Source organism: Vibrio methylphosphonaticus (genome assembly GCF_023634655.1).
GTDB classification, from domain to species: Bacteria; Pseudomonadota; Gammaproteobacteria; order Enterobacterales; family Vibrionaceae; genus Vibrio; species Vibrio methylphosphonaticus.
The window spans coordinates 97206-110124 of the sequence record NZ_JAMKMS010000013.1 but is presented as its reverse complement, the minus strand read 5'-3'; the positions used below and the strand labels follow the sequence as shown (position 1 = coordinate 110124).

At 44.1% G+C, this 12919-nt stretch carries 12 protein-coding genes and 7 tRNA genes; 6 read left to right on the top strand and 13 right to left on the bottom strand.

What is annotated here, in order from left to right; all coding sequences use genetic code 11:
• Positions 1–42 precede the first annotated feature (42 nt).
• From M9196_RS15745 to lolB, 12 genes are all read right to left on the bottom strand, one after another.
• Positions 43–127 (bottom strand) — tRNA-Leu (locus tag M9196_RS15745).
• A gap of 82 nt (positions 128–209) precedes the next feature.
• Positions 210–284, bottom strand: a tRNA-Gln gene (locus M9196_RS15740).
• A gap of 67 nt (positions 285–351) precedes the next feature.
• Positions 352–436, bottom strand: a tRNA-Leu gene (locus M9196_RS15735).
• A gap of 81 nt (positions 437–517) precedes the next feature.
• A tRNA-Met gene (locus tag M9196_RS15730) sits at positions 518–594 on the bottom strand.
• A gap of 86 nt (positions 595–680) precedes the next feature.
• Positions 681–755, bottom strand: a tRNA-Gln gene (locus tag M9196_RS15725).
• Between the two features lie 62 nt (positions 756–817).
• Positions 818–902: transfer RNA gene (locus M9196_RS15720), tRNA-Leu, on the bottom strand.
• Positions 903–934: 32 nt separating this feature from the next.
• Positions 935–1011, bottom strand: a tRNA-Met gene (locus M9196_RS15715).
• A gap of 296 nt (positions 1012–1307) precedes the next feature.
• Entirely contained in the window at positions 1308–2399 is a 1092-nt protein-coding gene (gene ychF, locus M9196_RS15710; protein ID WP_250618477.1) for a redox-regulated ATPase YchF, read from the bottom strand.
• 10 nt (positions 2400–2409) lie between these two features.
• Positions 2410–3000 carry an aminoacyl-tRNA hydrolase gene (gene pth, locus M9196_RS15705; protein WP_102470827.1) on the bottom strand — a complete coding sequence of 197 codons (591 nt, stop codon included), beginning with the start codon at positions 2998–3000 and terminating at the stop codon, positions 2410–2412.
• Positions 3001–3120: 120 nt separating this feature from the next.
• On the bottom strand, positions 3121–4071 hold the full coding sequence (locus M9196_RS15700; protein WP_102470828.1) for a ribose-phosphate pyrophosphokinase: 951 nt from the start codon (positions 4069–4071) through the stop codon (positions 3121–3123).
• Between the two features lie 27 nt (positions 4072–4098).
• The gene (gene ispE, locus M9196_RS15695; protein WP_250618476.1) at positions 4099–4989 is read right to left on the bottom strand and encodes a 4-(cytidine 5'-diphospho)-2-C-methyl-D-erythritol kinase; all 891 of its coding nucleotides are present in this window, start codon (positions 4987–4989) and stop codon (positions 4099–4101) included.
• Entirely contained in the window at positions 4986–5606 is a 621-nt protein-coding gene (gene lolB, locus M9196_RS15690) for a lipoprotein insertase outer membrane protein LolB (RefSeq protein WP_250618475.1), read from the bottom strand. Before lolB ends, ispE begins: the two co-directional genes overlap by 4 nt.
• Positions 5607–5779: 173 nt before the next feature.
• Here lolB and hemA point away from each other — a divergent pair, with 173 nt between their 5' ends.
• The 6 genes from hemA (at position 5780) to kdsA (ending at position 11239) form a co-directional block, all read left to right on the top strand.
• On the top strand, positions 5780–7039 hold the full coding sequence (gene hemA / locus M9196_RS15685) for a glutamyl-tRNA reductase (protein ID WP_250618474.1): 1260 nt from the start codon (positions 5780–5782) through the stop codon (positions 7037–7039).
• 27 nt (positions 7040–7066) lie between these two features.
• The gene (gene prfA / locus M9196_RS15680; protein ID WP_250618473.1) at positions 7067–8155 is read left to right on the top strand and encodes a peptide chain release factor 1; all 1089 of its coding nucleotides are present in this window, start codon (positions 7067–7069) and stop codon (positions 8153–8155) included.
• Positions 8156–8158: 3 nt separating this feature from the next.
• On the top strand, positions 8159–9010 hold the full coding sequence (prmC, locus tag M9196_RS15675; protein ID WP_250618472.1) for a peptide chain release factor N(5)-glutamine methyltransferase: 852 nt from the start codon (positions 8159–8161) through the stop codon (positions 9008–9010).
• A gap of 164 nt (positions 9011–9174) precedes the next feature.
• Entirely contained in the window at positions 9175–9558 is a 384-nt protein-coding gene (locus tag M9196_RS15670) for a SirB2 family protein (protein WP_250618471.1), read from the top strand.
• Positions 9559–9561: 3 nt separating this feature from the next.
• Entirely contained in the window at positions 9562–10371 is an 810-nt protein-coding gene (locus tag M9196_RS15665; protein WP_250618470.1) for a SirB1 family protein, read from the top strand.
• Positions 10372–10387: 16 nt separating this feature from the next.
• Positions 10388–11239 carry a 3-deoxy-8-phosphooctulonate synthase gene (gene kdsA / locus M9196_RS15660; RefSeq protein ID WP_250618469.1) on the top strand — a complete coding sequence of 284 codons (852 nt, stop codon included), beginning with the start codon at positions 10388–10390 and terminating at the stop codon, positions 11237–11239.
• A 158-nt stretch (positions 11240–11397) separates the two neighbouring features.
• Here the strand turns inward: kdsA and M9196_RS15655 are convergent, their stop codons facing one another.
• The gene (locus M9196_RS15655; protein ID WP_250618468.1) at positions 11398–12537 is read right to left on the bottom strand and encodes a GGDEF domain-containing protein; all 1140 of its coding nucleotides are present in this window, start codon (positions 12535–12537) and stop codon (positions 11398–11400) included.
• Positions 12538–12919: the final 382 nt, after the last annotated feature.

Sequence of the window (12919 nt, the reverse complement as noted above, 5' to 3'; positions counted from 1 at the left end):
TAAAACAAAAAAAGCCCGTCATATGACGAGCTTTCTTAATGATGGTGCGGTCGGAGAGACTTGAACTCTCACACCTCTCGGCGCCAGAACCTAAATCTGGTGCGTCTACCAATTCCGCCACGACCGCAGCAAAGCTTTTCAACCTAAGTAAACACTTAGAGGAGAATATATAGTTAAGAAGACATTGGTAAATCTCAATAACGTTGTAATGGCTGGGCTACCTGGATTCGAACCAGGGAATGCTGGCATCAAAAGCCAGTGCCTTACCGCTTGGCGATAGCCCAACAGGATTGTTTTAGTGTCAATCACACGTTCTTAATTGAGTTAAGTAAATAACACATTAAGAAATAATGGTGCGGTCGGAGAGACTTGAACTCTCACACCTCTCGGCGCCAGAACCTAAATCTGGTGCGTCTACCAATTCCGCCACGACCGCAGCAAAGCTTTTCAACCTAAGTAAACACTTAGAGAAGAATATATAGTTAAGAAGACATTGGTAAGTCTTAATAACGTTGTATGGTGGCTACTGCGGGATTTGAACCTGCGACCCCATCATTATGAGTGATGTGCTCTAACCAGCTGAGCTAAGTAGCCATGTTTTGCAAGCGAGACAATATAATACAAACTTATCTCTAGTTCTACCGAATTTAACAAAAATGTCTTTCAATAAAACGAAATTTTGGCTGGGCTACCTGGATTCGAACCAGGGAATGCTGGCATCAAAAGCCAGTGCCTTACCGCTTGGCGATAGCCCAACAGGATGTTTAGAGTACTTCAAACTCAAAGTCATCAAACTTGATTCTTTATTTCTAAAGAATGGTGCGGTCGGAGAGACTTGAACTCTCACACCTCTCGGCGCCAGAACCTAAATCTGGTGCGTCTACCAATTCCGCCACGACCGCATTTTGTGCTTATTTAAAAGCGAATTTAGAAATGGTGGCTACTGCGGGATTTGAACCTGCGACCCCATCATTATGAGTGATGTGCTCTAACCAGCTGAGCTAAGTAGCCATTTTTTTCTAAATTGACGCTCTCTCCGGTAAGTTGCCTTATCGCTGAGAACGGGGCGCATTATGCGTAGTTGAGACAAATGCGTCAACTTTTTTTTTGAAGAAATTAGCCAAAAAGTGCCGTTCGGGTTTTTTTTAAACAAATAGCGCTGTTTGTGATCAAAAACTGTTACTAAAATACCAGTCACTTGATACTAGCTATAGCCTTTAGCTTCAATACACGATGTTTATTCGAGAGAGTAAAAACAAAAAAAGCCAGCGAGAGCTGGCTTCTTAAACAAAACAAAGTTTGTTTTGTTAGACGTTGAATCTAAAGTGAATCACATCGCCATCTTTTACGATGTAATCTTTACCTTCTAGACGCCATTTACCTGCGTCTTTGGCACCCGATTCGCCATTAAATTCGATAAAGTCGCTATAACCAACCACTTCTGCTCGAATGAAGCCTTTTTCAAAATCCGTGTGGATTTTACCTGCAGACTGTGGAGCGGTCGCGCCAATTGGAATCGTCCACGCACGGACTTCTTTAACGCCAGCAGTAAAGTAAGTTTGCAGGGCAAGCAGGTCATAACCAGAACGAATTACACGGTTTAAGCCCGGCTCTTCGATTCCCATGTCTGCAAGGAACTCTTCACGATCTTCATCGTCAAGTTCAGATAGCTCGGATTCAATTGCAGCACAAACCGCAACAACAACGTTATTTTCATTGGCAGCGAATTCACGAACCGCATCAAGATACGGGTTATCGTCAAAACCGTCTTCGTTAACGTTGGCAATGTACATGGTTGGTTTAAGCGTAAGGAAGTTCAAGTAGCCAATTGCTGCGTGTTCTTCCTTAGCGAGTTCAACGGTACGAGCCATGCCACCTTCAGTTAGAGTCGGTAGCAGTTTTTCCAATACTGTGATTTCAAATTTAGCGTCTTTGTCGCCGCCTTTTGCTTTTTTAGCATTGCGCTGTATTGCACGCTCACAACTGTCCAAATCAGCAAGAGCCAACTCTAAGTTGATCACTTCAATATCTTCAATTGGCGATACTTTACCAGCAACGTGCACAATGTTGTCGTTTTCAAAACAACGAACAACATGACCAATCGCATCAGTTTCGCGGATGTTAGCTAGGAATTTGTTACCTAAACCTTCACCTTTAGAAGCACCAGCTACAAGTCCGGCGATGTCAACGAATTCCATTGTTGTCGGCAAAATCTTTTGCGGATTCACAATTTTCGACAGTGCGTCTAGACGCAAGTCTGGAACAGGAACGATGCCAGTGTTTGGTTCGATAGTACAGAACGGGAAGTTTGCTGCTTCAATTCCTGCTTTTGTTAGTGCGTTGAACAGAGTTGATTTGCCAACGTTTGGCAATCCAACGATGCCACATTTAAAACCCATGATTGTAACCTTATTCAGCTTTGAACGTGTGTAAGCGATTTTGTGCTTTTGGCAGGCCATCTTTCAGTAAGATATCGAGACTGCGTACGGATTCGTCGACGACAGCATCAAGGCATTCTTGCTCTTTTGCTGGCGCTTTACCGAGTACATAGCCTGCGACTTTGTCTCTGTGTCCTGGATGACCAATGCCAATCCTAAGACGATAGAAATCTTTATTGTTGCTTAATTTACTGATGGTGTCTTTAAGGCCATTATGACCACCATGACCACCACCCTTTTTGAACTTGGCAACACCTGGAGGTAAGTCTAGCTCATCATGAGCGACCATGATTTCTTCAGGTTGAATTTGGTAGAACTTAGCTAAAGCCGCTATAGCTTTACCCGATAAGTTCATAAATGTTGTCGGAACCAATACCCTAAGATCACTGCCGTTAGCTTGTATTCTGCCAGTTAGGCCAAAGAATTTTGGTTCATTCTTTAATGTGATGTTATGGATACGAGCAAGCTCTTCGACCACCCATGCTCCTGCATTGTGACGCGTTCTCGCGTATTCAGGACCTGGGTTGGCTAGGCCTACAAGTAACTTTATCTGCTGAGTCAACGGACCGATCTCTCTTGAATATCAAAAAGCGCGGTATGATAGCACACTAACGGTGGACACAAAACTTGAATACAAAAAAACCACTTCCTAGGAAGTGGTTTTTTAAAATACGTTACAGTCTTACTTAGAGCTGAACATCGCAGAGATAGACTCTTCGTTGCTAATACGGCGAATTGCCTCAGCCAGCATTGAAGACAATGTTAACTGGTGAACTTTGCCTGTAGCAGCCATTTCTTTAGTCAGTGTAATTGAGTCAGTGACGATCACTTGGTCAAGTACAGAGTTCTTGATGTTTTTCGCTGCGTTGCCAGAGAATACCGCGTGTGTTGCGTAAGCGAATACACGTTTTGCACCACGTTCTTTTAGCGCTTCAGCAGCTTTACACAAAGTACCGCCAGTATCGATCATGTCATCAACGATAACACAGTCACGACCTTCAACATCACCGATAAGGTTCATTACTTCAGACACGTTCGCACGTGGACGACGTTTGTCTACGATAGCAATGTCGATGTCGCCTAGTGCTTTAGCAGTAGCGCGAGCGCGTACAACACCACCAAGATCCGGAGAAACAACCACTGGATCTTCTAGACCACGGTTAGCCATGTCTTCAAGCAATACTGGTGTACCAAAGATGTTATCTACAGGTACATCGAAGAAGCCTTGGATTTGCTCAGCGTGTAGGTCGATAGTAAGAACGCGGTCAACGCCAACGTTAGAAAGGAAATCAGCAACAACTTTTGCAGTAATTGGCACACGAGCAGAGCGTACACGACGATCTTGACGAGCGTAACCAAAGTAAGGAATTACAGCAGTAATACGGCCTGCTGAAGCGCGGCGCATTGCATCAATCATTACCACTAACTCCATTAGGTTGTCGTTAGTTGGCGCACAAGTTGATTGAATGATGAATACATCACTACCACGAACGTTTTCATTGATTTGAACAGCGACTTCGCCGTCAGAGAAACGGTCAACAGTAGCATCTCCAAGAGAGATGTATAGACGATCAGCAATACGTTGGGCTAGTTCAGGTGTAGCGTTACCAGCAAATAGCTTCATATCAGGCACGGTGGAAACCTCAGGGTTGCGTCCAGTTTAAACAGATTGTGTTTGGGCTAATTGGTATTTAGCCAAGGTCTCTAATAAAGGGGAGCGGTTGCACCCTTTCGCTACAAAAGCGGAGACATTGTCAGGAAGGTGGTGAAAAACTTTCTCTGCGCTATCCTTGCTGTCAAATTCAGCAAAGAGGCATGATCCGGTTCCCGTCAATCTCGACGGCGCGTATTGTAGCAGCCAAGAAAGTTGCTTATCAACCTCTGGGTACAGCATTCGCACAATTTTTTCGCAATCGTTTTCGTAAACTGAGTCCAAAAGCGTTGATAAGTCTCGTTTTGGCGTGTTTCGAGTTAATTCAGGGTGAGTGAAAATATCGACAGTCGCGATGCTCACTTCTGGTTTAACGACTAAATACCATTGCTCTTTTGGGGTGGCAGGAGACAGTTTTTCGCCGACACCTTCAGCAAAAGCGGAAAATCCACGAACAAAAACGGGGACGTCAGCGCCTAATGCAAGTCCGAGTTTGGCGAGTTCATCTGTCGAACAATGGGTTTGCCATAAGAAATTGAGCGCAACGAGCGCGGTTGCAGCATTGGACGAACCGCCGCCAATACCGCCCCCCATAGGGAGGATTTTCTTAAGCTGAATATGCGCACCTAATGGACAACGAGTAGCATCTTGAAGCGATGTTGCCGCTTTCCATATGAGATTATCTTCCGTTTTTACCCCTTCAATATCGGGGGATAGCGTGATTCGCCCTGAGTCGTTAACGGTGATTTCCAGTTCATCACAGAGGTCGATAAACTGGAACAGGGTTTGCAGTTCGTGGTATCCGTTTGCTTGCCTACCCGTAATGTATAGAAACAGATTCAGTTTTGCAGGACTTGGCCATAAGGTGGCAGAATTGATTAGCGGAAGGGTTGTGGTCATTGTTTGATTGTCCATTTTGCAACGACAAGTTTGAGTTTGGTATCGCCTTGTTCCAGTTGCATTCGAGTTGGCATGGGAAGTGTTTGTGTCGATTCCGATAGCGTATAGCTTTGGTAAGCTTCATAATCTAAACGCCACAGTTTATTTTGCAGCTTTTTAGTTAAATGACCCACAGTATTGAGTGGATTGAGAGCGTAACTATCTGCAGTCGAGGGTAGACCAATCAGCCAATCTTGCAGTTGTTCAATGGGGATATCTAAACCAACAAGTTGATAGATGAGTTGGTTCACGTCCTTACCACTTAACTTCTGACCATCATAGGTTTCAATGAATGCACCGTTAGGTGTGGTGGTCAGATTTAATACGGTTTGCCCTAAAAACGTGGTGAGCCTAACTTGAGTGAAATTAGGGGAGTGTGTCCACTGGAAATTGAGCGTTTGACGTTGTTCAGGGGAGACGTAACCAAGTTTACCAATCGCAGTATATTGCGTTAGGTTGGTGAGCTGAGACTGATGCGCTTTCCATTCAACACTTTCGGGTTCTGGCGGCAATGAGCTACACCCAATGAGATAAAGGGCGATAAAGGTATAAAAAAATTGGCGAGAGAGTTTGAGCATAGGAAACATCTTAATTTGATGGTTTATTGTGCAAATTCAATACAATATTGAAAGACTATAGCATCAAACCCACAAACTCAGGAAAACAAATTGGTGTTAGCCTTTCATTAACGCCTGCCATCAAGTAAAATTCGCACCTATTTGTCAAATCCGTATCAGAGAATTTGCGTTACATGTCATTGCTTACCATTGGTATCAACCATAATACAGCGTCAGTGGATCTTAGAGAGAAGGTGGCGTTTCCGCCCGAAAAACTCGATAGAGCCCTGAAAGAGCTAAAAGAAAATACCAAGGTTAATGGCTCAGTAATTTTATCTACGTGTAACCGTACGGAAATTTATTGTGACACCGGCAGTTTCGGGAAAACGCAACTCATTGATTGGCTGATTAAGTTTCATGGAGTGGCGGCGGAAGAATTAAAGCCTTCGCTTTATGTACATGAAGAGCAGGCCGCCATTAGGCACCTAATGCGAGTGTCGTGTGGGTTAGACTCCTTAGTTTTAGGTGAGCCGCAAATACTCGGACAAGTGAAGCAGGCTTATGCCGATGCTCGAAAGCACGCAGCGGTTGATGGCAATGTTGAAAGACTGTTTCAAAAAGTGTTCTCGGTAGCAAAACGTGTTCGTACAGAAACTGAAATTGGCAGCAGTGCCGTATCGGTTGCGTACGCGGCGTGTACTTTGGCAAGGCAAATTTTTGAAACTATCGCCGACTCAGTTGTGTTACTGGTCGGTGCTGGTGAAACCATTGAGCTCGTAGCGAAGCATTTGCAAGGGCACGGGTGCCAACACATGATTGTGGCAAACCGGACGAAGGAACGTGCCGAGGTTTTGGCTTCCCAGTTTGGTGCCCAAGTCATCGCTCTCAACGAGATCCCTGACGTATTACCGAAAGCGGATATCGTGATTAGCTCGACGGCGAGCCCTCTACCTATCATCGGTAAAGGCATGGTAGAAACCGCCATTAAGCAACGTCGTTACCAGCCAATGCTATTGATTGATATTGCCGTTCCACGTGACATAGAGTCACAAGTAGGTGAGCTCAACGATGCTTACCTTTATACCGTTGATGATTTGCAATCCATTGTTGATGGCAATATTGAGCAGCGTAAAGTTGAGGCGATTCAAGCGGAAGCCATCGTTAGCGAAGAAAGTGCCTTGTTTATGACTTGGATGCGTTCTTTGCAAGCGGTGGACAGTATTCGAGAGTTTCGTAAACAAGCGAATGATACTCGCCAAGATCTATTATCAAAAAGTTTACAAGCGCTAGCCACAGGAACCGATCCGGAGAAAGTGTTGCTAGAGCTCAGTAATAAATTAACCAACAAGCTTATTCATGCGCCAACTAAGGCGCTGCAAGATGCCGCAGAGCAGGGTGATCCTGCTAAGCTGACGGTTATTAGACAAAGTTTGGGATTAGACCAAGCTAAATAAGCCATATTCTGAGATAAGACTGCAATTATGAAAGCCTCCATCCTAATGAAATTGGAAACTCTGGTTGAACGTTACGAAGAAGTTCAACACCTGCTTGGCGACCCTGACGTGATTGGCGATCAGAACAAGTTCCGAGCGTTATCAAAAGAGTATTCTCAGCTAGAAGAAGTGACCCAGTGTTTCCAAGCTTTCCAGCAAGCGCAAGATGATCTTGTTGCCGCGGAAGAGATGGCGAAGGAAGACGATGAAGAGATGCGTGAAATGGCGCAAGACGAAATCTCAGAATCTAAAGCAACGATTGAGCGTTTGACAGAAGAGCTACAAGTCCTGCTTCTTCCTAAAGATCCAAATGATGATCGTAACTGTTTCTTGGAAATCCGCGCGGGCGCGGGTGGTGATGAAGCAGGTATTTTTGCCGGTGACTTATTTCGTATGTACAGCCGTTATGCTGAAAAGAAAGGTTGGCGTATCGAGGTCATGAGCTCAAATATCTCTGAGCAAGGTGGCTTTAAAGAAATGATCGCAAAAGTGACCGGCGACGGTGCTTACGGCGTCCTTAAGTTTGAATCAGGCGGCCACCGTGTGCAGCGTGTTCCAGCAACAGAATCACAAGGTCGTGTTCATACCTCTGCGTGTACGGTTGCGGTGATGGCGGAAGTTCCAGAAGCTGAGATCCCTGAAATTAAAGCGGCGGATTTGAAAATCGATACCTTCCGAGCTTCAGGCGCGGGTGGTCAGCACGTCAACACGACCGATTCTGCTATTCGTATTACTCACTTGCCAACAGGCACAGTAGTCGAATGCCAGGACGAGCGTTCACAACATAAGAACAAAGCAAAAGCGATGGCCGTTTTGGCTGCCCGTATTACGCAGGCTGAAGAAGCGAAACGTGCTGCTGAAGTCTCAGATACTCGCCGCAATCTATTAGGTTCTGGTGATCGCAGTGACCGTATTCGTACTTACAACTACCCACAAGGCCGAGTGTCGGATCACCGTATTACACTGACGCTTTATCGACTGTCTGAAATTATGGAAGGCGATTTACAGTCTTTGGTTGATCCGGTGCTAACCGAGCATCAGGCAGACCAACTAGCGGCGCTAGCAGAGCATAACTAATTTATGCTGTTGGAATATTCTATTGAAGCGGTGCTCAAGCGAGCATCGCTTGTTCTTTCTGAGTCGGGTAGTGAATCCGCTTCTTTGGATGCCGCGGTGCTACTTTGTCACGCGTTGGATAAGCCGAGGAGCTATTTATTAACGTGGCCAGAAAAACAATTAACTGACGATGAATCCATGCAGTTTGAATCGCTACTTAAAAGGCGTATTCAAGGTGAACCGGTGGCTTATATCCTAGGGGAACGTGAGTTTTGGTCATTGCCGCTGAATGTGGCTTCTAGTACCTTGATTCCACGACCTGATACTGAACGCTTAGTTGAGCTCGCTCTAGATAAAGCCCAACGCCTAGAGGGTGACGTGCTAGATTTAGGTACCGGTACGGGTGCGATAGCGTTAGCGCTAGCGTCTGAGTTACCGTCCCGTCAATTTGTCGGAGTCGATTACCAGCAAGAAGCGGTGGATTTAGCCACGGGCAATGCCACGAAACTTAATCTTAATAATGTATCGTTTTATCAAGGTAGTTGGTTTACCCCGATTGCTGCTGATAAGACGTTTGCCATGATCGTCTCAAATCCCCCTTATATCGATAAAAATGATCCTCATTTATCAGAGGGTGATGTGAGGTTTGAACCAGCCACAGCGTTAGTTGCTGAGAACAATGGGCTGGCGGATATTGAGTACATTACTGAACATTCGCCTCAATACTTGATGCTAAATGGCTGGTTGATGTTTGAGCATGGCTATGAGCAAGGTGATGCCGTTCGCTCAATATTGCTCAGTAACGGGTTTAAAAATGTAACGACTGAGCAGGACTACGCAGGTAATGATCGTGTGACGCTAGGTCAGTGGCGATAAGAATTGTCACGCGAATCGGATTTATCACGCGAATCGGATTTATAGAGCAGTAAGCACTAAAAACGACAAGTTAACAATGAGTAGTAAATAACGAAAAGTTAGTAAGTCGTTAATAAGCAATGGCTAATAATCAATAAAAACCATAAACAGAGAGTAAAGTTGCTATGTATGAAGGACTAAAACATTTCCACTTAATGACAATAGCGCTGAGTGTTGCGTTACTGACTGTGCGATTTGGTTTGATCATGATGAACTCACCTAAGGTAAATCATCCATTTTTAAAGCGTTTCCCCCATATCAATGACTCACTGTTATTGTTGTCTGGTATTGGCTTAATTACGGTAACGGGCTTTATTCCTTTTACCGATGCTGCGCCGTGGATGACAGAGAAAGTGACGTGTATCCTAGCTTACTTTGCTCTTGCCTTCTTCTCGTTAAAACTCGCTAAGAATAATTTATTGAGAGTTTGTGCCTATTTCGGCGCATTGGGTTGGTTGATGATGGCGGCGAAAATTGCCATGTTAAAAACGCCATTTTTGATGGGATAAACGATGATCGAACTGTTTGATGAAGATTTTGACGCAATAGCGTTGGTCGAAGGTGCATTAATATTAAACAAAGCCGTTGACCCAGAAACGCAGCATCACTGGGCAGAGTTAGAGTTAGCGCGCCTGCTAAAAGAAGCTGAGCAAACTTTGGTTCACGAAATCGATGAAAAACAACGCTTTGATGCGTTGCTACGCTTGTTCTATCGTGAGTGGAACTTCAGCGGCGACAAAGAAGCTTATTTTTCATCTGAGAACGCTTTTATTGATAAGGTGCTAGAAAGAAGAAAAGGTGTGCCGGTAAGTTTGGGGGCTATCTTGATCTATCTGGCTAGCAAGCTAGGCTTCCCAGTAGAGGCTGTCACATTTCCGACTCAGTTCTTACTCAAGGTAACATGGCCTAATGAAGCACCCTGCTATATCAACCCATATGATGGCGAGTATGTTGCAAAGTCTACATTAAGAGCGTGGTTGATTGGTAACGAAGGGCCATTGGCAAAATTGGAAACAAAGCATCTAGAGAGCTCTGATAATCCAACGGTGATTGGTCGTTGGTTAGCCTTGCTTAAAAGTGCCCTTTTACGCGAAGAAAAGTACACACTGGCACTACGCTGCACAGATTTGGCCCTTACCTTTGTGCCGGACGATCCTTATGAAATTCGTGATAGAGGGTACATATACCAGCAGTTAGATTGTCATCAAATCGCCGCGAGTGATTTTCAATTTTTTATTGATCAATGCCCTGATGATCCTGCAATTGAATTACTGAAAACACAGGTTTCAGCGATCAGTCGCTCACCTGTAATCCTTCACTAAAATAAGAGATAGCCCAATGACAGCTAAAACCGTTTACGTAGGTGATATTCCAGTCGCAAATGACAAGCCATTTACATTGTTTGCAGGCATGAACGTGCTTGAATCTCGTGACATGGCAATGCAGATTTGCGAGCACTATGTAAAAGTCACTGAAAAGTTAGGCATTCCATACGTATTTAAAGCGTCATTTGATAAAGCGAACCGCAGTTCAGTGCATTCTTATCGTGGTCCTGGCTTAGAAGAGGGATTGAAGATCTTTCAAGAGCTCAAAGATACGTTTGGTGTGAAAATCATTACCGATATTCATACTGAAGCGCAAGCACAGCCTGTTGCTGATGTGGTGGATGTTATTCAGCTTCCTGCTTTCTTAGCTCGTCAAACAGACCTAGTTGAAGCGATGGCGAAAACCGGCGCAGTCATCAACGTGAAGAAACCGCAATTTATGAGCCCAGGCCAAGTGGGTAATATCGTGGACAAATTTGCTGAGTGCGGCAATGAAAAGATCATCTTGTGTGAGCGTGGTGCATGTCATGGTTACGACAATCTTGTTGTCGATATGCTTGGCTTTGGCGTGATGAAAAAAGTCTCCAATGGTAGCCCAATCATTTTTGATGTGACGCATTCTCTACAAATGAGGGATCCTTCTGGTGCCGCTTCTGGTGGTCGTCGTGAGCAAACCGTTGAACTGGCGAAAGCGGGTTTAGCAACTGGAATCGCAGGTTTATTTATTGAAGCGCATCCAAACCCTGATGCAGCGAAGTGTGATGGTCCTTCTGCATTGCCATTGGATAAACTCGAACCGTTCCTAGCTCAAATGAAAGCGTTGGATGATCTCATTAAAGGCTTTGAACATATCGATATTCGTTAAGCTTGTTTGGGGTTAGATAGATAAGGGTAAGTGGCATAGCGACTTACCCTTTTTTGTTTTTTTAAGTTATAGCTATAGTTTTTGTTTAAGTTATAGTTTTCGTTTGAGTTTTCGCGACCCATTTACTCTTTGTATTTACTGTTTATCTTGATGGCCGATTAAGGCGTATCGAGTAACTGTGGAATGACAGTTTTGTTTCTTCCAGACTGTTTAGCTTGATATAGTCCTTTATCGGCATAGTTGATGGCCGACAAAATGGTATCGTTTTGACTATTTGCTAGATAAGCCCCCGCCGATACGGTGACGAGGACATTTTTTTGTGCCGTTATCTCAGAACATTTCTTTCTTATTGATTCCACGTCACACGCTAGTGTTTTGATATTCGTCGCAGGAAAAATCAATAAGAACTCCTCGCCACCATAGCGAATTAATTGACCACCTTTAGGCTTATTAGCAAGTAACACTGACGCCACTTGCTTTATTACCTTGTCTCCCACATCGTGCCCGTAGTTATCATTGACTTGCTTAAAGCGGTCGATATCTAACATCACAAAAGCGAGGTTGAACGGTGAAGGTAAGTGTTCTTCTTGGCTCACCCAAAGATTCAAATAGTGTCTGTTATTAATCTGAGTGAGGGCATCGGTTTCGCTGAGGTTTTTTTGTCGCTTTGAGTAAGCGGAAAGACGGATAGACTGACTGCGAATTTGTTGGCTTTCCCTAAAGCGTGTTTTAGTTTCTAACTCACGGCGATAGCTACCCAATATACAAAATACCGCAGTGCTAAGTACAATCATGTAATGGTTGTACTCTTTTGCTTCACTCAGTCGCACCAATTCAGGATGTAAATACAAAATATATGGCAGTGCAATTCCTACGATTGCAATGACAGAATAACTAAAAGACAGCCGTGAAAACGTACCGATATAAAGCATTAAAAGAATGCCACCACTTTGGTAATTGGTGTTACCGATATGCAGAGCAATGATCCCAGAGTATTGGACGATGAGTCCAGCACCGATAAATAGCCCAACTTCTAATAATGGTAAGCCACGCCAATGATGTCGAGAGGCGAAATATAAACAAAGCGTCGCAACGATCGCAAGAGTGAAGCGAGCGGCGATAATAATAAATCCGTGATGTTGCAGTACCAGAAAATCGGTGATTGAAAAAAGCAAAAACACAGCAATCGCCCCGTACATAAAGCGAGAGTATGGCTGGTAGATTTGTGTATCTATAAAAAGGCGATAACGTAACACCTGAAACGGAAGTGTTTTAGTTAAATGCAAAAAAGAAAACAAACAATATCCTCAGGCTGGCGCTTGTTGTAATAAGTATAGTTAGGCAATGAGTAGGGCTACAAAATGGTCATTGCTCGAAAATAATTATGGCGACAAACTAATTATGGCGACAATCTAATTATAGCGACAATCTAATTATAGGTATTAGGCTATAGATTGCTTAGTAAAACTACAATGCATCGCTGAAACAATGTTCACGTTTTGTGTTGTAAAAGCGGTTTCCTCCTAGTTCTTTTTCACGAAGCAGGGAATGGTTAACACTCTTGGAGCGAGTTGGTTTATCTTTTAATCAATCAACGTTAGTTATTAATCAAAACTAAAACGAAGTTGGACATGATGATGCGAGTCACTTCTAGGGTTGCTCCGTAACTTGTGACCTATG